Origin of the sequence: Paraburkholderia phymatum (assembly GCF_040965635.1) — a bacterium.
Taxonomy (GTDB): Bacteria; Pseudomonadota; Gammaproteobacteria; order Burkholderiales; family Burkholderiaceae; genus Paraburkholderia; species Paraburkholderia phymatum_B.
Map to the genome: position 1 here is coordinate 196,836 of NZ_JBFRCH010000007.1, position 20,903 is coordinate 217,738.

Sequence of the window (20,903 nt, forward strand, 5' to 3'; positions counted from 1 at the left end):
GCCTCTACGACTGCATGCCCCAACGCTGCACTGTATGCCGTTCGAGCACGCGGAAGATCAGGTTCTCGACAGCGAGGCCGATCAGGATCACCGTGAACAGGCCCGCGAATACATTGGCGATGTCGAGCAGATTCTTGTTCTCGTAGATGAACCAGCCCAAACCGCCCGAACCCGAACTGACGCCGAACACCAGTTCCGCCGCGATCAGCGTGCGCCATGCGAATGCCCAGCCGATCTTCAGGCCCGTCAGGATGCTTGGAAACGCAGCGGGCACGAGTATCTTCGCGACGTAATCGCCGCCGCGCAGCCCGTAATTGCGGCCCACCATCTTCAGCGTGTTGCTGACGGAGAGAAAGCCCGAGTGCGTATTCAACGCAACGGACCACGTGACGGAATGCACCAGCACGAAGATCAGGCTGCCGTTGCCCAGCCCGAACCAGATCAACGCGAGCGGCAGCAGCGCGATCGCGGGCAGCGGGTTTAGCATCGACGTCATCGTTTCGAGGAAGTCAGTGCCGATGCGCGATGTGATCGCGGCCGCCGTCAGCAGTGATGCGAGCACCACGCCGCACACATAGCCCATCAGCAGTACGTGAATCGAGGCCCACGCCTTGCCGGGCAGTTCGCCGCTCGCGATGCTGCGGAACAACGCTTCGACGGTCGCCGTGAAGGTCGGGAACAGCAGCGGATTGTTCAGCCAGCGTGCGTACGCTTCCCAGATGATCGCCAGCACGGCGAGAATCATCGCCTTGCGCAGCCACCCCTGGTTGTAGAGCCGCTCGAACGCCGACAGCGGTTTCTCGACCACGCTGAAATGCGCGGCGTCGCTCGGCTCGCGGATGATCTCGGCGCGCGGCGCGCGCGTGCCGGCATCGCGCCGCGTCGAACGAACGGGTGCTGCGCCGGGTGCAGTAGCTTCAGACATTCTCGGCCTCTTCGATCTCGTCTTCGAACAGCATGTGCTGGATGCGTTTTTCGAGCGTGGCAGGCGTTTCGCCGGCGGCAGCCGTGTCGAGTTCCGCCTTGACCTGGCCCGGATGCGGCGACAGCAGCAGAATCCGGCTGCCGATCTTGATCGCCTCCGGAATCGAGTGCGTGACGAACAGCACGGTGAAATGCGTGTCCTGCCACAGCCCGAGCAGTTCGTCCTGCATCTTGCGGCGCGTGAGCGCATCGAGCGCGGCGAAGGGTTCGTCCATCAGCAGGATGTCCGGCTCCATCGCCATGCCGCGCGCAATCGCAACGCGCTGCTTCATGCCGCCCGACAGCGTGTGCGGATGACTGTCGGCGAATTTCGTCAGGTTGACCTTGTCGATGTAGTGCATCGCGCGCTCTTCCGCTTCGCGTCCCGACAAACGATGCGACGCCTGCAGCGGAAACATCACGTTCTGCTTGACGGTTTTCCACGGCAGCAACTGGTCGAATTCCTGAAACACCATCATCCGGTCGGGGCCGGGCCTCGTGACGGTCTTGCCCTTCAGCGTGATCGTGCCTTCCGTCGGCGGCAGATAGCCGCCAACGCTCTTGAGCAGCGTCGATTTTCCGCAGCCAGACGGACCGAGCAGCACGAAGCGGTCGCCTTCGAATACCTTGAAGTCGACGCGGTAAGTGGCCATCACGAGATGCTTCGGCGTCTTGTACTGCAACGTGACGCCGCTGACATCGAGCAATGGTCCGCCATCATGCGATGGCATATCGGATCTGGCTGCTGCGCGCGTACGTGACATCGTCAGCTCCCTTGCAGCGATTGAACGGTCGGAAAGAACATGTCTTTCCACGAAGCGGGCTTCGCCTTGATGAGACCCGTGCGTGCCATGAAGTCCGCGTATTTGACGGTGTTTTCCGGCGTTGTCGTAAAGGCGACGTCGGGCGACGAGATCATCTTCTCGATGTCCGCGACATTGCTCTTGTCCTTGCTGATGCGCAGATACGCGAGTGCCGCCGCGTGCTTGTCCTTGTTGATCTGCGCTTCCGCCTCGTCGAGCGCGGCCATGAACGCCTGCACGAGTTTCGGGTTCTGCTGGTAGAACTTCGACGTGCACCACACGAGATTGAACGTCGATTTGCCGCCGAGCACGTCATACGAATTGACGACGGTGCGCACGCCGCCGTGCGCAAGCTCCTGTTCCTGGAACGGCGGCGAGCCGAAATGCGCCGTCACTTCGCTGTTGCCCGACAGCAGCGCCTGCTGCGCGTCGGGATGCGCGAGCGACACCGTGTATTTATCCAGCTGCCCCTGATTGCCCGCGCCGAATGCTTTTTCCGCGGCCATTTGCAGCGTGATCGCCTGAATCGACACCTTCGCCGCGGGCAGCGCGATCTTGTCCTTGCTGCTGAAGTCCTTCAGTGTCTTCACAGAGGGATTGCGGGTGTTCAACAGCAGCGGCATCGAGTTGATGGCGGCGAGCGCCTTCACTTCGACGGGCGTGCCGCGCGTGCGCGCCCACAGCAGCACGAGCGGCGCGACGCCGCCCGACGCGATCTGCAGCGAGTCGGAGAGCAGCGCGTCGTTCATCACGTTGCCGCCCGCGAATTCGACCCATGACACTTTCAGGTTCGGCACGCCGAGTCGTGCCGCGTGTTTTTCGAGCAGCTTCTGATCCTGAATGATCATCAGCGGCAGATAGCTGACGCCGTACTGCCGCGCGATGCGGATCTCGGAGAGTTCGGCGCGCGCGGGCGCGCTGGCGAGCATCGCGAACAGCGCGAGCAGGGTCGAGAAGAAAATGACAAGTCTGCGGAGGCTCATTGCGGGTCACTCCTTGTAGTTGCCGTGCGTGACAAAGCACGGCGGGACGGTCGGATGGTGCGCGACAGGCAAACGTGCGCACCGGGCAAGCCGGTATGCACGCGCGACGGAATCAAACAATGGCGAACCGCGCGCAGACAGGCGCGCGGCCATGCGGACGTGGCCGCTGACGATGGAACAGATGTGCAGGACGACGATGAGGCGGGGTACGCATCGCGAGTGTCTCCTTGTGTTCCGTTCGTGCGCGCCGCGAAGCGTTGCATAGCGTTGCTGGCGGCGCGCGACGGGAACCCGGTGCCTTGATGGTCTGTTGTCGGGCACCGCGCACGGCGGCGCGTTAAGTGCCCTGTGATTTAACTCATCTGTATGAGTGTCGAGTGTAGGTGATGCCCTTGCCGATTGCAACTGCGGGAAAACGTGAAAAAGGGACGTGCTGGCGCGTCCCTTTTGTCGTGTGATTGCCGAACGCTTAAGGCGCGCAACTAAAGCGCGTAACGCCTGCCGTTACAGCGGCTCCTCGTGCGAAGCGGACGGCCCGACGTATTCATAGCGCGCGGTGTTCACGTGGGAAATGCGCACCTCGACGGGCGCGTGATGATACGAATACGCGACCCGCCGCACTTCGAGCAGCGGCGTGCCGCGCGGCACTTCGAGCAGCTTGCTTTCGGCGCCGTCGGCGGTGGCGACGCGCAGGCGCTCTTCCGTCCCGACCACGTTGATGTGGAAGGAATCCTGATAGAAGTTGTAGAGCGTGCTCGGCCGCTCTCGCAGCGCCGCTTCCGTCAGCCCAGGAAAGCGCGCCTCGGCGACGGTGATGTTGTCGATCATCACCGTTTCGCCGTGGAGCGCCAGCCGGTTGACGAACGTGAAGACGCGCGCGTTCGGCTCGACGCCGAGCATCGCGGCGATTTCGCGCGTCGCCTTGGTCTTCCTGAAGGACACGAGGCTCACGCTCGGGTAGGTCTTGTCGCCGTCCTGGCGCACGATGCGGAAAAAGCGGAAGAAGTGCCGGTCGCGCTGGTGTTGCGCAACGAACGTGCCTAGTCCTTGATGACGTACGAGGATGTTGTCCGCGACCAGCTCGTCGATGGCCTTGCGCAGCGTGCCGATCGACACGCCGAAGCGTTCCGCGAGACGCTTTTCCGACGGTATCGCCTCGCCGCCTTTCCATTCCTGCGCGGAAAGCGCCGCGAGCATCGCATTCTTCACTTCCTTGTAGCGTGTGCCGCCGATGCTTGGCGTGCCCATGGTGCCGCTGGCGTTGTTCGAGCCGATCGTCAACGTGTTCATGGCTGTGTCCTCTCGTGCATGGTGCTTCGTCAGTGCGTTGTTAGTGCGTCGTTGTTGGCTGTGCAGCACGCAGTGCCGCTTCTTCCCGTCTCTTTTCCAAATTATTCTACTTCATCCGATTCATCAAACACATATAGATGATCTGGTTGACATATGGATGAGTGCTGCCTAAGATGGTTTGCACGGAGACGAAACACAACCTGTCAACCAGACTGGAGACAAACGATGAGCTACACGGCAGCAGGTGGGTCGCAAACGGGTTCTGGAGCTTCCGGCAACCCATCACACGAGCGCAGGACGATTCATATCGTGCTGCACGAAGCGAAAGACACTGTCGGTGTCGCGGTCGTCGAAGGCATCAAGGCGGGCACGCAGCTGAATGCGTGGATCATGGACGACGACGAAGTCATCACCGTCTCCGCGAAGCAGGACATCCCCATCGGTCACAAGGTGGCGCTCAAGGACATGGCCGTGGGCGACACCGTCTACAAGTACGGCGTCGATATCGGCAAGGTGGTGCAGCCCATCAAGGCGGGCGAGCACGCCCATGTGCACAACATCAAGACGAAACGCTGGTAAGTCGGCGCGAGGGGCATGCGTCCCCACGCACGCGTCCCTTTTCGACCTCCAGCCATTCCCTCACTGAACAGAGCCCGATCAAAGAGACCCACCATGAGCGTGATTGACCAGAACACTACTTTCCGCGGCTATCGCCGCTCGAATGGACGCGTCGGCGTGCGCAACCATGTGATCATTCTGCCCGTCGACGATCTGTCGAATGCCGCCGCGCAAGCCGTCGAAAGCAACATCAAAGGCACGATGGCGCTGCCGCATCCGTATGGCCGCCTGCAGTTCGGCGCGGATCTCGACCTGCATTTCCGCACGCTGATCGGCGCGGGCTGCAATCCGAATGTCGCGGCCGTCGTCGTGATCGGCATCGAGGAAGGCTGGACCAAGCGCGTCGTCGACGGCATCGCGCAGTCGGGCAAGCCGGTGATGGGCTTCGGCATCGAGCTGCACGGCGACCACGACACGATCATGCGCGCGTCGAAAGCGGCGAAAGAGATGGTGCAGTACGCGACGTCGCTCGAACGCGAAGCGTGCCCGATCTCGGACCTGTGGGTATCGACCAAATGCGGCGAATCGGATACTACGTCGGGCTGCGGCGCGAATCCGACCGTCGGCAATGCGTTCGACAAGCTCTATGGTCTCGGCACGACGCTCGTGTTCGGCGAGACGTCGGAACTGACGGGCGGCGAGCAGCTTGTCGCGGCGCGCTGCGCGAACGACCAGGTGCGCGAGCGCTTCCAGTTCATGTTCGACCGCTACCAGGACATGATCAACCGCTGGAAGACGGATGACCTGTCCGAGTCGCAGCCGACCAAGGGCAACATCGCGGGCGGCCTGACGACGATCGAAGAGAAGGCGCTGGGCAATATCCAGAAGATCGGCAAGAAGTGCCGCGTCGACGGCGTGCTCGACAAGGCCGAGATGCCGACGCATTCGGGCCTGTGGTTCATGGACTCGTCGTCGGCGGCGGCGGAGATGGTGACGTTGTGCGCGGCCTCCGGCTTCGCCGTGCATTTCTTCCCGACGGGGCAGGGCAACGTGATCGGCAATCCAATCGTGCCCGTCATCAAGATCTGCGCGAACCCGCGCACCGTGCGCACGATGAGCGAGCATATCGACGTCGACGTGTCGGGCCTGTTGCAGCGCGAACAGAATCTCGATCAGGCAGGCGACAAACTGCTGGAGTCGATGCTCGCCACGGCGAACGGCCGCTGGACATCGGCCGAGGCGCTGGGTCATCGCGAGTTCGTGCTGACGCGTCTGTTCGAAAGCGCCTGATCTGCGCGATCACATCGCATTGCCCCATGAAGTCCGCCCGCTCTTGCCGAGTGCGGCGGACTTTGCGAACGCAGTTTCGCTACAGCGCGCGCGCCGTGCAGAGCCGGCAATAGAAGGACAGAATGCCGACGCACGATGCGCGACGCTGTTCACTTCAAGCAGCAGCGAGTGGAGGAGACACCATCTTGCGCGTGCTCAAGCATCTTTATGTGCAGGTTCTGATCGGCCTCGCGGCCGGTATTCTCGTCGGCTATTTCTCGCCGGATCTTGGCGTGCAGATGAAGCCGTTCGGCGACACGTTCATCCGCCTCATCAAAATGCTGATCACGCTGGTGATCTTCTGCACCGTGTCGGTGGGCATCGCGCGGATGGAAAATCTCAAGCACGTCGGCCGTGTGGGACTGAAGACGATTTTCTACTTCGAAGCAGTGACGACGCTTGCGCTCGTCATCGGTCTCGTCGTCGCGAACGTGCTGCATCCGGGCGAAGGGCTGAACATCGACCCGAAGACGCTCGACACGCATGCCGTCAGTCACTACGTAGCGGAGGTGCATACGGCGGCGTCGCAGAGCTTCCTCGAAGAGATCGTGCCGAACTCCGTGGTCGGCGCGTTCGCGCGCGGCAATCTGTTGCAGGTGCTGCTGTTCTCGGTGCTGTTCGGCATCGCGCTGTCGATCATGTCGCGCCGCAGCCGCTTCCTGTCGCGCGTGATCGAGCAGAGCGGCGAAGCGCTGATGAAGATCGTCGAGATGATCATGCGGCTCGCGCCGCTCGGCGCATTCGGCGCAATGGCGTTCACGGTCGGCAAGTACGGCATCGGCACGTTGCAGCAACTGGGCCTGCTGATCGTCTGCTTCTATCTGACGAGCATCGTGTTCATCGTGCTCGTGCTCGGCTCGATCTGCCGTTGGACGGGCGTCGGCTTGTGGCCGCTCCTCAAGTATCTGCGCGAAGAACTGCTGATCGTGCTCGGCACGTCGACGACGGAATCCGTGCTGCCTCGGTTGATGGAGAAGCTCGAGCGCCTCGGCTGCCCGAAGCCCGTCGTCGGCCTCGTGCTGCCGACAGGCTATTCATTCAACCTCGACGGCGCGGCGATCTATCTGACGATGACGTCGCTCTTCATCGCGCAGGCCACGAATACGCATCTGTCGCTGCTTCAGCAGATCGGCCTGCTCGCGATCCTGATGGTGACATCGAAGGGCGGCGCGGGCGTGGCGGGCGCGGCACTCGTCGCACTGACGGCGACGCTGTCGACGCACGACATCATTCCCGTCGCGGGCATCACGCTGATCATCGGCATCGACCGCGTGCTCAATGAGATTCGCGCGATCGTCAACATGATCGGCAATGCGGTGGCGACGCTCGTGGTGGCGCGCTGGGAAGGCGCGTTCGATGCCGAAGCGGCGCGCAAGATACTCGCCGAGCCGCTCGCCATAAGCAAAGAGGACGAAGAAGCCGAAACGGCCGAGGAGATCAGCGAAAGAACGCCCGCCTACGCACAGGAGCACTCGAATTGAAGAACGATCGCAAGAAAGTCGTCGTCAGCGAGTTCATCGACGCATCCGCCGTCGAAGCGCTGAAGCAACATTTCGACGTGCATGCGAACGCATCGCTCGTCGATCAACCCGACGCGCTGCGCGGCCTGCTCGCCGATGCAGATGCGCTGATCGTGCGCAACCGCACGCAGGTCACGCAGGCGTTGCTCGACGCCGCGCCCAAACTGGTTGCCGTCGGCCGGCTCGGTGTCGGGCTCGACAATATCGATCTCACGGCGTGCGCGCAGCGGGGCGTGCAGGTGCTGCCTGCAACGGGCGCGAATGCGCGCGCCGTCGCGGAGTATGTGATCGCGACGGCGTTGATGCTGCTGCGCGGCGCGTATCTGTCGAGCGCTTCGGTGGCGGCGGGCGAATGGCCGCGCACCGCGCTGTCGAACGGACGCGAAGCGGCGGGCAGCAAGTTGGCCGTGATCGGCTTCGGCGGAATCGGACAGCTCGTCGCGCAACTGGCGCGCGCGCTCGGCATGCGGGTGGCGGGCCACGATCCGCAGCAGCCGGCGAGCGCCGCTTGCTGGAAAGAGACGGGCGCTCAATGTATGACATTCGACGCGGCGTTGCGTGCGGCGGATGTCGTCTCGGTTCACGTGCCGCTTGTCGAGAGCACCCGCAATCTGCTTGGCGCCGCGCAACTGTCGAGGCTCAGGCCGCATGCCGTGGTGATCAATACGTCGCGCGGCGGCGTGATCGACGAACACGCGCTCGCCGATGCGCTGAAGCACGGGCGCCTCGGCGGCGCAGCGCTCGATGTATTCGCCGACGAGCCGCTCACGGCGGGCTCGCCGCTTGCGCGCGCGCCGAACCTGATCTTGACGCCGCATATCGCGGGACTCACAGTGCAATCGAACGAACGCGTCAGCACACTCGTCGCGGCGCGCGTGACGCAGGCGCTGCTCGAAGGCGTACGCGATTCGCAACGACGGGAAGGAGTTTTGACATGACGTGTGTTTCATCGGGCGACCTGTACGCGCTCGCGATGCGCGCAATGCTGGCTGCGGGCGCGACGCAGAACACGGCCGCGGCGACGGCGCGCGCGCTCGTCTACGCGGACGAACGCGGGCTGTCTTCACATGGCGTCGCGCGTCTGGCGATGTATGTCGCGCAGTTGCGCAACGGCCGCGTCGATCCGCAGGCGCAGGCGTTCGTCGCGAACGCGCGCAACGCGGCCGTGCTGATCGACGCCGCGGACGGCATGGCTTTTCCGGCCTGCGAGCTCGCGATCGAAACATTGATCGGCCGCGCGCGCGAGCATGGCAGCGCGGTCGCGAGCGTGCGGCGCAGCCATCATTTCGGCGTCGGCGCGTATCACCTCGAAGCGCTCGGCGCGGCGGGCCTCGTGGGGCTCGCGTTCAGCAATACGCCCGCTGCGATGCCCGCGTGGGGCGGGCGTCATTCGCTGTTCGGCACGAATCCGATTGCGGCTGTGTTTCCGCGCCGCGATGGAGCGCCGCTGCTGATCGACCTGTCGCTGTCGAACGTGGCGCGCGGCAAGATCATGGTCGCGGCGCGCGAAGGCCTGCCGATACCCGAAGGCTGGGCGACGACGCGCGACGGTTTGCCGACCACCGATGCGAAAGCCGCGCTCGACGGCATGATGCTGCCGTTCGGCGGCGCGAAAGGCGCGATGCTTGCGCTGATGGTGGAACTGCTCGCGGCTGCGCTCGCGGGCGCGAACTTCGGCTATGAGGCGGGCTCGTTCCTGACGCAAGAGGGCGAGAAATCGCAGATCGGCCATCTGTTCTGGGCGATCGATCCGGGCGCGCTGGCGGGCAGCGAAACGTATCTGTCGAGAGTGGAGGCGCTGATCGCCGAGATGCTTCAGGATGCGGACGTGCGCTTGCCGGGCGAGCGCCGGCGCAGTCTCGCCGACGCGGCGGCGCGCGACGGGATCGAGATTCCCGATGCGCTTCATGCGCAGCTCGTGGGGCTGGCGGGCTAGTCGTTTGGCTGCTGAAGATACGCAAGGTCGTGTAGACGGCAGGATTCTATTGATCTTCCCTCGCGACCATACGGCAACCCAGGTAGGAGCGTTGACCGACTGCCGCTGATAGACGTTGTCGTCCGCGGTGGTCTTGAGTTGCGCGGCCGTGTACTGATGCGAGTAGTCCTCGACGCACATCAGGCAATTGCCCGGAGCCGCCGGCAATGACGTTGTTGTGGGCATTGGTCGGCCCCGTGATCCACGTCATGTCAGGCGGCGTTGCCACGCCCTGACGCAAATCCTTCTGGCTGGATGATGTTGCCGTGGCCCAGCGTCGGGTATCCATCACGATGTTGAGATTGCGCTCGCTCGTCGTTGTGCTGTTCTTTGCAAGCGTGTTATTCCAGATATCGACGTCACTCGTGTTGATGACCTTGATGCCGCTCCCGCCATTCGAGACCACCAGGTTATTGACGAATTGCGCCTTGTCCGAGATCTCCGTATCGAGGCCATGCCCGGCGTTGCCGATCGAGTCGTTGTTCAATATCTTGATGTCGTACGACGATTCATCGAACCACAAGCCTGTACCGAGATTCCTCAGGAAGACGCTGTCGCTCACGGTCACATTGCGGGAATGCGATGTCTTGAAGCCGCCCGCGACGGGCGACATGTTGAAGTACTCCTGATTGAAATGTACTTCGCCATACTGAATTACCGGTTGCTGCGACCGGGATTGTGAGCGTGAATCGGTTAGAAGTCTGTAGTGCGGGTTCTGAAGTCCATCCCTGTGCGCCGTGTAGGACACATGCGAGCGCAATGTGCGTTCGAAGCCGGAAAGCCGAATGCGTTGAATGACCATGCGCATCTTCGAACGCCGATGCGCATGGCCGTCGTTCAACTGCGCACGTGCATTTGATGTCCGTGTGATGTCGCGCATGTGTCGCGACAACGTCTTTCGCCATCCTCTGAAATGGGCTAGTCTGAGTGCCCCGACATCCCTCGTCGGCAGCCGTGACATCGTCTTGCAAAGCGTCAGCTAAATGTCACGTCGGCTCCATTACCCGGTCCTCAATGCGTCACTTTCGTAGGAGAGCGTTCCATGGACGTACAGCAACTCGTTTCCGAATTCCTTGCGTCGGAGCATGGCAATCAGGCCGCACAGGCTCTTGCGGACCAGGGCGTAAGTCCCGACGATGCGCAGCAGATGCTCGGTCAGGTGGCCGAGACGGCGCATGCGCATGTCGAAGAGCAGAGCGCGGGTCTGCTGGGTGAGCATCCGGGCAAGAGCTTCTTTGCGGCATTCGCGGCTGGCCTCGTCAGAGGCGATGGTTTTTTCAAGTCGATCGAGGAAGGAGGGGAAGGCATCCTGACTGGCCGCGTCGCTGAATCTCTCGCGCAGAAGATGGGAATCGACCCAGCCGTCGCGTCGACGGTCGCGGCTGCCGCGACGCCGTATGTGGTCGCTTTTCTGAAGGAAAAGCTCGCCTGAGATGATTGTGCGAACCACTCGCGAGCTTTGCATGTACACGCGTGCTGAATCGGGCGATAGGCGGGATGCGCACCGCAATCCGCAGCAATGCGCAACGGGGGATTTGCCGAGGTATCGTTTTCGCAACACGTGCGATAAGACACACAAGGGTCTATCTTATTTTTGATAGCCTAGAGCCGTGGTGAATAGGAACAGCGCGCGTGTGTTTCATGCCGCTTAAGCACAACTGCGAAGAGGAGGGCTCCACGATGCTGCAATGGCTAATCCGCTGGGCGTCACATCACTCTGCCGCCCCTGAAAGACAGGCCGAACGTGCGCTGCACGATCTACGGATGGAGCTCTACCAGGCCGAGCAACGTGTCCTCGACGCGCAGATGCAGGCGGACTACTACCGCTCGCGTATCGCGTTCTGCGAGGAAGTGCAGAAGAAAGGCATCGAGCAGGTGTCCGACGACCGGCGCGGGCACCAGGAAGTGCCGCCGTCGTTGCGGCCTGCGGGGTTGAAGCTCACTGCGGCGCAGTAGCGCGTGCCGTGCGCGGAACGACGATCGCGGTCGGGTGCAGCGCGCAGCGCTGCAACCGACACGCGGTTCACCCGTAAATCGACGATTCATCGATAACCTGTCGACAACCGTTCAGACGGCGCCGCTGAACGAGACCGCAAGCGCGAGTCCAATGTTGACGGCAGTGAGGATGATCCAGCCGGCGAATACGAGCACGGGTCCGAAACGAGACATGATGTTCTCCACTCACGGCCTTGACGGCTCGTCAACCGAGTCGGTCGACCGCGTTACCATGCCCGAATCGTAGGCGCAAGGTTGATGCTTCAGTAGAGGCACATCGCAACACTCACCGTTTCCGTGGCGGCATCAATTGCAGAAGGCTATTGCCACGGCGCGAATGGCTTTCACGCCTGATGCTCGCGCTTAGGACATTCCGTATAAAAATCTTCGAAGCAAAGCAGATTGAGCGCGCGGATCTGCTCGGTCATGAAATCGACGAATACGCGAATGCGTGACGGCAGATGCTGCCGGCAGAGGTAGCAGATGTAGTGGCCGCGATCGTCAGGCACATGCCGCTTCAAAGCCATCACGAGTTCGTGGCGCGCGATGTGATCGCATATCTGGTAGCCGGGCATTTGCGCGATGCCATGTCCGTCGAGGACTGCACGCAATACGAGGTCCGCGTCATTGAAAGTCAGCCTCGCCGTCGGCAGAAACTTTCGCATATGGCCGTCGACCTTGAATTCCCATTCGAACACGCGCCCGCTAGAGAAGCGGAAGTTGATGCACTCATGCTGGCCCAGTTCTTCGAGCGTCGACGGCAACCCCCGTCTTTCCGCGTAGAGAGGGGACGCGCAGAGCACCATCTGCATCGGAATCAGCTGTTTCGCGATGATGCTGGAGTCCTCGATGCGCCCGTCGCGAAACGCGACGTCGATCTGCTCGGCGGCGAAATCCGTAGGCCGGTCATCGAGAAGCAGATCCACGGCGATATCCGGATAGGCTTCCGTGAAAGTGGAAATCAGCGGCGCAACCACCTTGCGTCCGAATCCGGCTGTCGAGCTGATGCGAAGCAAGCCGCGCGGCGGGCCGTGGCGAAGATCCAGCATATCGTTCATCGCCTCGACGATATGGGTCACGCCCCGGTTGCAATTCTCGAAGAACCGCTCGCCCTCGCGCGTCAGATGGGTCGTTCGCGTCGTCCGCAGAAAGAGGCGCGTGCTGAGCTGCGTTTCGAGCTTCTGGACGTTGCGGCTGACAGCCGAGCGCCCGATCCCCAGTCGCTCGCCCGCCTTGGCGAAACTTCCTTCTGTGGCGACGGCCATGAACGAGATGATGCCCGCGTAGCTCGTCGCGAAACAGGTCGACAAGGCGTCAGCGGGATTGGGCAGGCCAACGCGAAAACCATGCTGCGGTATATCCGGTTGATCCATTGAGGGCTCCGACTATGGGCACCTTCATCGCTGAACCGTCCCGGGGTGCCAGTCTGTACTGAGCATCGGGAGCTTTTGCGCAGCCGCAGAATTTTGGCGGGGCTTTCTGCTGGCTTTCGTAGTGTAGGACACGGTGAAGAGATGCGGTACAGCGTTCTGGCGGCCGGCTTTTCGATTGACGCCTGACGGGCAACACCGTGAGGCCGTGGAGGGCTCTACCGCCGTGGTCCGCGCTCGCCTAGCATGTTGGGTGCGGCGCCCGGACACGCATTCCGAAGCGGATACGTCCGGGCGAAAACCATCTGGAATGCCGACGCCGGTTATACGATCGTTCGTTCGGCGCAAATCGGCGAAGGCGGGAGCGGATTCGACGATATCGGGGCAGAAGGCAATCCGGTACGCTTGTCTGCTGAGAATCAGAACGCTCGTCGCCGCTGGGTGAGAGGGCAACATGGAGCACGAAAAAGACAGCGAAAAAGGCAGCGAAAATGGCAGCGAGGGACTGCAAGCCCCTCCGCTTTCACTGCTCGACCGGTATCGGGGCCGGGATTTCGCGCCGCTGTACACGACGACCGTCACGGTTTCGGGCGGCGAGACGGGACACGGCCGCGCATCCGGCGTGGCCCGTTCGGACGACGGGAATCTTGTCGTGGATCTGCGACTGCCGACGGAACTCGGCGGTCCCGGCAACGGAACGAATCCCGAGCAGCTGTTCGCGGCGGGCTTTGCCGCCTGCTTCCATGGCGCGCTGAATCTGCTCGGGAAGCGCGCGAAGATGGAACTCGACGATACGGCCGTCGAGGTGCAGGTTGCGTTCGGCCGCGATCCGATGGACGGCGGCTACGCATTGGTGATCGATGTCCGCGTGCGGATGCCGGGCGTCGAGCGGGCCGTCGCGGAAGAGATGGTGCGCAATGCCGAGCGCTTGTGCCCCTACGCGAAGATGGCCCGGCAAGGGACGGTCAATGTCGTGGCCGTCATCGACTGAGGCGGGATGCCTCCCTCGCTTGCGAGCGCGCGGCGGTTCAGGACTGTGACGAGACCCTGGACGGTGCGATCGCCTGATCGCCTTTGCCTTGCAACACAGCCTCGCCATGCTCGACGTAGGCCCGCAGCAGATGATGCGCGATCGCAAGCGGCTTCGGTGCGGACAGTCCGTTTGCATGCGTGCCCGCGAGCATTGCGGCGGCCTCCGTGCGCGTGAACCAGCGCGCGTCTTCGAGCTCCGCCTCGTCGACGACGATCTCCGTGTCGGCGGCCCGCGCAAAGCAGCCGATCATCATCGACGAAGGAAACGGCCACGGCTGCGATGCGAAGTAGACGACTTGCGCGCACGTCACGCGGGCTTCTTCGAGCACTTCGCGGCGCACGGCATCTTCGACGGTCTCGCCCGGCTCGACGAAACCCGCAAGCGCCGAGTACATGCCCGGCGCAAACTGACGCTGGCGTCCGAGCAGGCACCGTTCACCGTCGATCGCCAGCATGATCACGACGGGATCGACGCGCGGAAAGTGACGCGTGCCGCACGCATCGCACACGCGTTGCCAGCCCGCCGCCGCCGAGCGGCTGGCCGCGCCGCAGTTCGCGCAGAAGCCATGGCGGCGATGCCAGTCGAGCATCGACTTCGCCTGACCCAGCATGCCCGCCACCTCAGGCGCGATGAGGCCCCGCACAGCGATAGAGCGCAGATCGGTTCGCTCATGCAGCACGCCTTGCGTCTGCCCTTCGCCCGGTTCGAGGCCGAGCGTGAAGCCGAGCGCGAAGCGGCCGCTGCCGTCGTCGTGCTGCCCCAGAAACACGCTTTGAAGCGGGTCGCCGAATGCAGCCGCTTCACGGGCGAGGAACCACGCATCCTGCCCGTCGCCGCGCTTGAGCAAGGGGACGTCGCCATCGAAGACGAAAAAGCGCGCGGCGGGATCGCTGCGCAGGCGTTCGATGAAAGCGTCGTCGTCGCGCATGTCGGAGCGGCGGTCGAGCGGATTCAGGTTGAAGCCGATGGAAGCGGAAGAGGCGGTCATCGCATTGACGTGTGAAGAGTGTGAAGAGGACGGTTCGCAAGTATGGCACGGCATGTCGTACTTTTCTGCGGGCGCATATTCGCGCGGCGTCCGCGCGGTGCAACCTTTACAGCACGCCGGGCTCGTGCGCCGGCGGACTGCTTACGCCCGCCGCCGCGAGCGCCTCGTGCAGCGTTTCGAAGATGTTCGAATCGCCGATCGTCTTCGTGATGCCATGCCGGTCCATATCGGAGCGCAGATAGCGGTTCACCCGTCCGAACAGCACGCCGATCCGCCGCTCATGCAGGTTGTCGATCAGATCGTTCACCGTGCGCGCGGCGGAGTAGTCGAGATCGGTGATCGCGCCCGCATCGACGACGAACCAGTGCAGCGGACCGGGCGCCGCGTCGATCAGCCGCGAGACTTCCGCCGTGAAGAAGTGATCGTTCGCGAAGAACAGATCCGAGCCGAAGCGATACACGATGAGCCCCGGCGCTGTCATGGTCCCCGGCTGCGCGGGCACGGGCAGCCAGCGTCCCGTCGAGGGCGCGGGCTCCAGCACCATCGTATGCGGATGGTAGCTGTGCCGCACGTGCCGCATCAGCGACAGCGCGACCGCAAGCAATATGCCGTGCTCGACGCCCACCATCACCACGGCGGCCGCCGTGACGAGCGCCAGCGTGAACTCGCCGGGGCTCTCGCTGCGGATCGCCTTCAGGCTTTGCACGTTGACCATGCCGATCGCGATCGTGAACACGATGCCCGCCAGCACGCAGTGCGGCAGATATTGCAGCCACGTGCTCAGGAACAGCAGCACGACCACCACCACGGCGGCGAACACGAGTTGCCCGAGCTGGCTGCGCGTGCCGGCGCGTTCGGCCATGGCGGTCTGCGTCGGGCTGCCGTTGACGACGAACGTGCCGCTGAACGCGGCGGCTGCATTCGCGGCGGCCAGCCCGAGGATGTCGGCGTTCGTGTCGACGTCTTCGTGATACTGCTGCGCGAACACGCGCGCCGCCGCGGCGCTTTGCGCGATGATCATCACGAAGCACGACGCCGCGACGGGCACGAGATCGAGAAACTGCTGCCACGTGACTTCCGGAAAACGCAGCGGCGGCAGGCCGCCCGCAAGCGGGCCCAGTACGGAAATGCCATGGGACGCGAAGTCGAACGTCTTGCTTGCCGCGATGCTGCCGACCACGACGACGAGCGGTATCGGCAGGCGCGGCGACAGCGCCTTCGAGCCGAGGATGGCGGCCACCACCAGTGCCGTGAGCGCGAGCGTCGGCAGATGCGCGCCAGCGAGATGGCCGATCACGTACGTGAGCTGCGCGAGACTTCGCGACGACGGATAGGGCACCGTCATGCCGAACATGTCGCCGAGCATCGCAATCGACACCTGAATGCCGACGCCCGTCAGAAAGCCGACCAGCACCGTGCGCGAGAGGAAGTCGGCGAGAAAGCCGAGCTTGAAGATGCGCGCGAGCAGCAGCAGCGCCGCGGTGAGCAGCGCGACCATGCCCGCCAGCGCCACGTATTCGGCGCTGCCCATCGGCGCAAGCGTGGAAGCGCGGCTCGCGAAGATCGTGGCCGTCGCCGAGTCGGCCGCCACCACGAGGTGACGCGACGCGCCGAAGAACGCAAACGCGACGAGCGGCACAAAGACGGTGTAAAGCCCTGTCACGGCGGGCATTCCCGCGATGCGCGCGTAGCCGAGCACTTGGGGAATGTCCATCGACGCGAGCGATATGCCCGCGAACGCATCGCGCAAGGCCCGGGTACGGTCGATGGGAAGCAGGCCTTTCAGAAAGCGCAGGCGTGCCGGACTTTCAGTTGTATCGCGCATGCTCGACACCTTGTTGTTATAGATTCCAACCGCGGATTCAACCGTGCGACCGCATCGAACGCGTCGCGGGCGTGGTGATGGCTCTCACGTGCTCGCGACGAGAAACGCCTCGCCGGTCGCCGGCCGCAGGCCATCGGATCGGTGCGAGAAATAGCGTTCGGTCAGGCCGGCCGTCGATACATGCCGGACCCGGCTGAAACCCGCTTCGCGCGCCAGCGCCAGCATCTCGTCGGGGCTGAAGAAGCTGACGAACGGCGTGCCCGCCGCGCGCGCCCGTTCATAGATGGCCTGATGCTGCGCGCGTTCGGCGGCGTCGATGAGATCGAGCGGCAACAGAAAAGTCATCGCGAGCGTCGAGCCCGGCGCGAGCTTCGCGATCTGACGCAGCGTCGCGAGGTTTGCGTCGCGCGTCAGATACATCGACACGCCCGTCGATGCGACCACGGCCGGCGCGTCCGCTTCGAAGCCCGCGCGCGACAGGCAGTCCCACCATGACTGGCCTGCTTCGAAGTCGACGGGCACGAGCCGCAGCCACGGAGGAATCCCATAGCCGAGCTCGATCAGGCGCTGCCGCTTCCACGCCTCGGCGCCCGGACGATCCACTTCGAACACGCGCAGCCGCGCTGCGATCTCCGGCTTGCGCTGCGCGAACGTATCGAGTCCCGCGCCGAGAATGACGTATTGCGACACGCCGTGGCTCGCCTCTTGCGTCACCAGGTCTTCGATGAAACGCGCGCGGGCCACGATCGATGCACGATAGCCGCGCGTGCCCTGCGGGTCCATGTCGGGACGGTCGCGCCAGCCTTCGTCGGGCGCGGCGAGACGCAAGCCGATTTCGTCGTCGAGCACGTGCGGCGGCGCGTCGACCTGCACATGCATGGCTCGCCACAACGCGACGCGCACGGCGGTGCTGTCCGCCGCCACCGTCTGCTTGTCCTGCATGATGTTCTCCCTTCGAATAATCGAATGTCGACGGCAAGACTGTAAAGCAATCGCGCGCCTCCGGACAAAAGTACGGATGGTGCGCAGCGCTATACTGTGGGCCCGACTACAGGACAGGTAGCCGGCATGGCAGTGCGCCGACGCTCATCACATGATGTGTCCGGGGTTGCACGAGCCGCCCGGCGACGACATATAAATTGGCAGATCACGATCTGAAGCGGCTCAAAATCGACCGGCCGGCCGTCGCTACGGGCGGCCGCCGGCGCAACTGGATCGGCTACGGGGCCGCCGCGCTGCTGCTTGCCGGCGCGCTCTTTGCCGGGTTGAGGCTCGCCGGGCCGCAGACCGTCGACACCATGACCGTGGTGTCCGCTTACCCATCGCAAACCTACACGCTGCTCAACGCGACGGGCTACGTCGTACCGCAACGCAAGGCGGCCGTGGCGTCGAAGGCGCAAGGGCGGCTCGAATGGCTCGGCGTGCTCGAAGGCACGCGCGTCAAGCAGAACGAGGTGATCGCGCGGATCGAGAGCAACGACGTAGAGGCCGCGCTCGCGCAGGCGAAGGCGCAGGTCAAGGTCGCGCAGGCCAATCTCGCGTTGCAGGAAGCGGAGTTGAAGAACGCCGAAATCAATCTGCGCCGCTCCGCGATACTTGCGCCGAACGGCGCTATTCCCGCTACCCAGTACGACGCCGATCTCGCCCGCTACGACAAGGCGAAGGCGTCGATCGACAACAGCCGCGCCGCGATCGTGTCGGCGCAGGCCAACGCGCAGGCCGCGCAGGTCTCTGTCGATCAGACGGTGATCCGCGCGCCGTTCGACGGCGTCGTAATCGAAAAGCACGCAAACGTAGGCGACAACATCACGCCGTTCTCGCAGGCATCCGACAGCAAGGGTGCCGTCGTGACGATCGCCGACATGGCGACGCTCGAAGTCGAGGCCGACGTCGCCGAATCGAACATCGCGAAGATCGCCGTCAACGAGCCGTGCGAGATCCAGCTCGACGCGCTGCCGGAAGTTCGCCTCGCGGGAAGCGTGTCGCGCATCGTGCCGACCGTCGACCGCTCGAAGGCGACCGTGCTCGTCAAGGTGCGCTTCGTCGATCGCGACGAACGCGTGCTGCCCGACATGAGCGCGAAGATCGCGTTCCTGTCGAAGCCCGTGCCACCGCAGGACAGACGGCCGGTCGTCGCGGTGCAGCCGGCCGCGATCGTCGAGCGAGGCGGGCGCAAGGTCGTGTTCGCGATCAAGGACGATGCCGTGCATGAAGTGCCCGTCACGACGGGCGCGACGCTCGGCGAACTGGTTGCCGTCGGCGGCGTGCGTCCCGGCGATGTGCTGGTGCGCTCGCCCAACGAGCACATCAAGGACGGCGCGAAAGTCACCGTGGCGAAGAAGCCGTGAACCACATGAGTCATGACGCGAGCGCGGCACTGAAAGAGGCGATGCCCCTCGTCGAGATCCGGCACCTCGTGAAGTCGTACCGGCGCGGCGTGCAGACGGTGCCCGTGCTGTTGGACATCACGCTCTCGATCGGCGATGGCGATTTCATCGCGCTGATGGGACCGTCCGGTTCGGGCAAGAGCACGCTGCTCAATCTGATCGCGGGCATCGACCGGCCGGACGGCGGCGAGCTGCACGTCGGCGGCGTCGACATCACGCGGCTCTCCGAAGCGGCGCTTGCGCAATGGCGCGCGGCGCATGTCGGCTTCATCTTCCAGTTCTACAACCTGATGCCCGTGCTGACGGCGTTCGAGAACATCGAGCTGCCGTTGATGCTCACGCGCCTGACGCGCAAGGAGCGCCGCGAGCGCGTGGCGCTCGTGCTCGACATGGTCAATCTGTCGAACCGCGCGCATCACTATCCGTCGGAGCTGTCGGGTGGCCAGCAGCAGCGCGTAGCGATTGCCCGCGCTCTGATCACCGATCCGACGCTGATCGTCGCCGACGAACCGACGGGCGACCTCGATCGTGCGTCCGCCGAGGAAGTGCTGTCGATGTTGCAGCGGCTCAATCGCGAGCTGGGCAAGACCATCATCATGGTGACGCACGACGCGCATGCGGCGGGCGCGGCAAGGGCGCTCGTGCATCTGGAGAAAGGGGAGCTGATCGATGGACCGGCTCGCTGAAATGCCCAATGAAGCGCGCAATCGCAGGCTGCCATGCATCTGCTGAAGCTGATCACGCGCAACGCGCTGCGTCACAAGCTGCGCACGATACTGACCGTGCTCGGGCTGACGATCGCCGTGCTCGCGTACGGGCTGCTGCATACCGTGGTCGACGCGTGGTACGCGGGCGCGGCGGCGGCGTCGAATGCGCGGCTCGTCACGCGCAACGCGATCTCGCTCACGTTTCCGCTGCCGCTCAGCTATGAAAACCGCATTCGAGGTGTCGACGGCGTGACGATGGTCGCGCGTTCGAGCTGGTTCGGCGGCATCTATCGCGAGCCGAAGAACTTCTTCGCGCAGTTCGCGGTGTCGGACAACTATCTGGACCTGTACCCGGAATTCATTCTGTCCGCGCAGCAGCGCAGCGATTACGAGCGCGACCGCAAAGGCTGTCTGATCGGCAGGCAACTCGCGAACGCGTTCGGCTTCAAGGTCGGCGACGTGATTCCCATCAAGGGCACGATCTATCCGGGCACGTGGGAGTTCACGGTGCGCGGCATTCTCGACGGGCGCGACGAATCGACGATCACGCGCCAACTGATTTTCCACTGGGACTATCTGAACGAAACGGTGCGCAAGATGCCGGGGCGCAAAGCCGATCAGGTCGGCGTGTACGTGCTCGGCATCGCGAATCCCGACGATGCCGCCGCGATTTCGCGCGACGTCGATGCCGTGTTCAAGAACTCGCTCGCCGAAACGCTCACGGAAACGGAGCAGGCATTCCAGCTCGGCTTCGTCGCGATGTCGAATCAGATCATCGCGGCGATCCGTCTCGTGTCGTATGTGGTGATCGTGATCATCATGGCCGTGATGGCGAATGCGATGGCGATGAGTGCGCGCGAGCGCACTGTCGAATACGCGACGCTCAAGGCGCTCGGCTTCGGACCGGGCTTTCTCGCGCTGCTGATGTTCGGCGAATCGGTGACGATCAGCGCGGTGGGCGGCGCGCTCGGCATGCTCGCGACGCCGCCCGCTGCGAGCTTCTTCAAGCAGGCGACGGGCGGCGTGTTTCCCGTATTCGTCGTGTCGCACCAGACGATGCTGTCGCAGGCCGCGTGCGCGCTCGCCGTTGGGCTCGCTGCCGCGATCATTCCGGCGATGCAGGCCGCGCGCGTGCGGATCGTCGAAGGCCTGCGGGCGATCGGCTAGAGGCGAGGTC

General features: G+C 63.8%; 20 protein-coding genes. 11 read left to right on the forward strand and 9 right to left on the reverse strand.

What is annotated here, in order from left to right; all coding sequences use genetic code 11:
* Positions 1-4: 4 nt before the first annotated feature.
* The 4 genes from AB4Y32_RS16470 to AB4Y32_RS16485 all read right to left on the reverse strand — a co-directional run bounded on the left by AB4Y32_RS16470 (position 5) and on the right by AB4Y32_RS16485 (position 4,039).
* On the reverse strand, positions 5-925 hold the full coding sequence (locus AB4Y32_RS16470; protein WP_368722349.1) for an ABC transporter permease: 921 nt from the start codon (positions 923-925) through the stop codon (positions 5-7).
* Positions 918-1,727, reverse strand: a complete 810-nt coding sequence (locus tag AB4Y32_RS16475) for an ABC transporter ATP-binding protein (RefSeq protein WP_368722350.1) — start codon at positions 1,725-1,727, stop codon at positions 918-920. The genes AB4Y32_RS16470 and AB4Y32_RS16475 overlap by 8 nt, the downstream gene beginning before the upstream one ends.
* A gap of 2 nt (positions 1,728-1,729) precedes the next feature.
* On the reverse strand, positions 1,730-2,749 hold the full coding sequence (locus tag AB4Y32_RS16480; RefSeq protein WP_368722351.1) for an ABC transporter substrate-binding protein: 1,020 nt from the start codon (positions 2,747-2,749) through the stop codon (positions 1,730-1,732).
* 504 nt (positions 2,750-3,253) lie between these two features.
* A complete protein-coding gene (locus AB4Y32_RS16485) occupies positions 3,254-4,039 on the reverse strand; it encodes a GntR family transcriptional regulator (protein WP_368722352.1) in 786 nt (261 codons plus the stop codon).
* Between the two features lie 309 nt (positions 4,040-4,348).
* Between AB4Y32_RS16485 and AB4Y32_RS16490 the strand changes: the two genes are divergently transcribed.
* The 5 genes from AB4Y32_RS16490 to AB4Y32_RS16510 all read left to right on the forward strand — a co-directional run bounded on the left by AB4Y32_RS16490 (position 4,349) and on the right by AB4Y32_RS16510 (position 9,382).
* Entirely contained in the window at positions 4,349-4,618 is a 270-nt protein-coding gene (locus AB4Y32_RS16490; protein WP_235851095.1) for a UxaA family hydrolase, read from the forward strand.
* Between the two features lie 93 nt (positions 4,619-4,711).
* On the forward strand, positions 4,712-5,887 hold the full coding sequence (locus tag AB4Y32_RS16495; RefSeq protein WP_368722353.1) for a UxaA family hydrolase: 1,176 nt from the start codon (positions 4,712-4,714) through the stop codon (positions 5,885-5,887).
* 185 nt (positions 5,888-6,072) lie between these two features.
* Positions 6,073-7,407 (forward strand): C4-dicarboxylate transporter DctA, encoded by a 1,335-nt coding sequence (gene dctA, locus AB4Y32_RS16500; RefSeq protein ID WP_439899799.1) that lies wholly within the window; start codon positions 6,073-6,075, stop codon positions 7,405-7,407.
* The gene (locus AB4Y32_RS16505; protein ID WP_368722355.1) at positions 7,404-8,384 is read left to right on the forward strand and encodes a hydroxyacid dehydrogenase; all 981 of its coding nucleotides are present in this window, start codon (positions 7,404-7,406) and stop codon (positions 8,382-8,384) included. The genes dctA and AB4Y32_RS16505 overlap by 4 nt, the downstream gene beginning before the upstream one ends.
* Positions 8,381-9,382: an Ldh family oxidoreductase gene (locus AB4Y32_RS16510; RefSeq protein WP_368722356.1), complete on the forward strand. Its 1,002-nt coding sequence runs from the start codon at positions 8,381-8,383 to the stop codon at positions 9,380-9,382. The genes AB4Y32_RS16505 and AB4Y32_RS16510 overlap by 4 nt, the downstream gene beginning before the upstream one ends.
* Before the next feature lie 46 nt (positions 9,383-9,428).
* Here the strand turns inward: AB4Y32_RS16510 and AB4Y32_RS16515 are convergent, their stop codons facing one another.
* Positions 9,429-10,301: a right-handed parallel beta-helix repeat-containing protein gene (locus AB4Y32_RS16515; RefSeq protein ID WP_368722357.1), complete on the reverse strand. Its 873-nt coding sequence runs from the start codon at positions 10,299-10,301 to the stop codon at positions 9,429-9,431.
* A gap of 162 nt (positions 10,302-10,463) precedes the next feature.
* Between AB4Y32_RS16515 and AB4Y32_RS16520 the strand changes: the two genes are divergently transcribed.
* Together AB4Y32_RS16520 and AB4Y32_RS16525 are read left to right on the forward strand one after the other, a co-directional pair.
* Complete coding sequence (locus AB4Y32_RS16520; protein ID WP_368722358.1) at positions 10,464-10,853, forward strand: hypothetical protein; 390 nt, start codon at positions 10,464-10,466, stop codon at positions 10,851-10,853.
* A 248-nt stretch (positions 10,854-11,101) separates the two neighbouring features.
* Positions 11,102-11,377: a hypothetical protein gene (locus tag AB4Y32_RS16525; protein ID WP_152755711.1), complete on the forward strand. Its 276-nt coding sequence runs from the start codon at positions 11,102-11,104 to the stop codon at positions 11,375-11,377.
* Positions 11,378-11,760: 383 nt separating this feature from the next.
* On the opposite strand, the gene AB4Y32_RS16530 is transcribed toward AB4Y32_RS16525, so the two are convergent.
* Positions 11,761-12,789 carry a LysR family transcriptional regulator gene (locus AB4Y32_RS16530; protein WP_368722359.1) on the reverse strand — a complete coding sequence of 343 codons (1,029 nt, stop codon included), beginning with the start codon at positions 12,787-12,789 and terminating at the stop codon, positions 11,761-11,763.
* Positions 12,790-13,240: 451 nt separating this feature from the next.
* On the opposite strand from AB4Y32_RS16530, the gene AB4Y32_RS16535 reads away from it, so the two are divergent.
* Positions 13,241-13,777 carry an Ohr family peroxiredoxin gene (locus AB4Y32_RS16535; protein ID WP_368722360.1) on the forward strand — a complete coding sequence of 179 codons (537 nt, stop codon included), beginning with the start codon at positions 13,241-13,243 and terminating at the stop codon, positions 13,775-13,777.
* Between the two features lie 37 nt (positions 13,778-13,814).
* Here the strand turns inward: AB4Y32_RS16535 and nudC are convergent, their stop codons facing one another.
* From nudC to AB4Y32_RS16550, 3 genes are all read right to left on the reverse strand, one after another.
* Positions 13,815-14,807, reverse strand: a complete 993-nt coding sequence (nudC, locus tag AB4Y32_RS16540; protein ID WP_368722361.1) for an NAD(+) diphosphatase — start codon at positions 14,805-14,807, stop codon at positions 13,815-13,817.
* Between the two features lie 106 nt (positions 14,808-14,913).
* Positions 14,914-16,632 carry a SulP family inorganic anion transporter gene (locus AB4Y32_RS16545; protein WP_368722362.1) on the reverse strand — a complete coding sequence of 573 codons (1,719 nt, stop codon included), beginning with the start codon at positions 16,630-16,632 and terminating at the stop codon, positions 14,914-14,916.
* A gap of 84 nt (positions 16,633-16,716) precedes the next feature.
* Positions 16,717-17,574 (reverse strand): class I SAM-dependent methyltransferase, encoded by an 858-nt coding sequence (locus tag AB4Y32_RS16550; protein ID WP_368722363.1) that lies wholly within the window; start codon positions 17,572-17,574, stop codon positions 16,717-16,719.
* 197 nt (positions 17,575-17,771) lie between these two features.
* On the opposite strand from AB4Y32_RS16550, the gene AB4Y32_RS16555 reads away from it, so the two are divergent.
* The 3 genes from AB4Y32_RS16555 to AB4Y32_RS16565 are packed head-to-tail and all read left to right on the forward strand — an operon-like array spanning position 17,772 to position 20,893.
* The gene (locus AB4Y32_RS16555; protein ID WP_368722364.1) at positions 17,772-18,980 is read left to right on the forward strand and encodes an efflux RND transporter periplasmic adaptor subunit; all 1,209 of its coding nucleotides are present in this window, start codon (positions 17,772-17,774) and stop codon (positions 18,978-18,980) included.
* Positions 18,981-18,985: 5 nt separating this feature from the next.
* The gene (locus AB4Y32_RS16560; protein ID WP_368722365.1) at positions 18,986-19,705 is read left to right on the forward strand and encodes an ABC transporter ATP-binding protein; all 720 of its coding nucleotides are present in this window, start codon (positions 18,986-18,988) and stop codon (positions 19,703-19,705) included.
* 33 nt (positions 19,706-19,738) lie between these two features.
* Positions 19,739-20,893 carry an ABC transporter permease gene (locus tag AB4Y32_RS16565; protein WP_368722366.1) on the forward strand — a complete coding sequence of 385 codons (1,155 nt, stop codon included), beginning with the start codon at positions 19,739-19,741 and terminating at the stop codon, positions 20,891-20,893.
* The last annotated feature ends 10 nt before the right edge of the window (positions 20,894-20,903 follow it).

Coding starts and splice junctions, on each gene's coding strand:
- AB4Y32_RS16470 (WP_368722349.1), bottom strand. CDS start 925: ATGTCTGAAGCTACTGCACCCGGCGCAGCACCCGTTCGTTCGACGCGG.
- AB4Y32_RS16475 (WP_368722350.1), bottom strand. CDS start 1,727: ATGTCACGTACGCGCGCAGCAGCCAGATCCGATATGCCATCGCATGAT.
- AB4Y32_RS16480 (WP_368722351.1), bottom strand. CDS start 2,749: ATGAGCCTCCGCAGACTTGTCATTTTCTTCTCGACCCTGCTCGCGCTG.
- AB4Y32_RS16485 (WP_368722352.1), bottom strand. CDS start 4,039: ATGAACACGTTGACGATCGGCTCGAACAACGCCAGCGGCACCATGGGC.
- AB4Y32_RS16495 (WP_368722353.1), top strand. CDS start 4,712: ATGAGCGTGATTGACCAGAACACTACTTTCCGCGGCTATCGCCGCTCG.
- AB4Y32_RS16510 (WP_368722356.1), top strand. CDS start 8,381: ATGACGTGTGTTTCATCGGGCGACCTGTACGCGCTCGCGATGCGCGCA.
- AB4Y32_RS16515 (WP_368722357.1), bottom strand. CDS start 10,301: ATGCGCGACATCACACGGACATCAAATGCACGTGCGCAGTTGAACGAC.
- AB4Y32_RS16520 (WP_368722358.1), top strand. CDS start 10,464: ATGGACGTACAGCAACTCGTTTCCGAATTCCTTGCGTCGGAGCATGGC.
- AB4Y32_RS16525 (WP_152755711.1), top strand. CDS start 11,102: ATGCTGCAATGGCTAATCCGCTGGGCGTCACATCACTCTGCCGCCCCT.
- AB4Y32_RS16530 (WP_368722359.1), bottom strand. CDS start 12,789: ATGGATCAACCGGATATACCGCAGCATGGTTTTCGCGTTGGCCTGCCC.
- AB4Y32_RS16535 (WP_368722360.1), top strand. CDS start 13,241: ATGGAGCACGAAAAAGACAGCGAAAAAGGCAGCGAAAATGGCAGCGAG.
- nudC (WP_368722361.1), bottom strand. CDS start 14,807: ATGACCGCCTCTTCCGCTTCCATCGGCTTCAACCTGAATCCGCTCGAC.
- AB4Y32_RS16545 (WP_368722362.1), bottom strand. CDS start 16,632: ATGCGCGATACAACTGAAAGTCCGGCACGCCTGCGCTTTCTGAAAGGC.
- AB4Y32_RS16550 (WP_368722363.1), bottom strand. CDS start 17,574: ATGCAGGACAAGCAGACGGTGGCGGCGGACAGCACCGCCGTGCGCGTC.
- AB4Y32_RS16560 (WP_368722365.1), top strand. CDS start 18,986: ATGAGTCATGACGCGAGCGCGGCACTGAAAGAGGCGATGCCCCTCGTC.
- AB4Y32_RS16565 (WP_368722366.1), top strand. CDS start 19,739: ATGCATCTGCTGAAGCTGATCACGCGCAACGCGCTGCGTCACAAGCTG.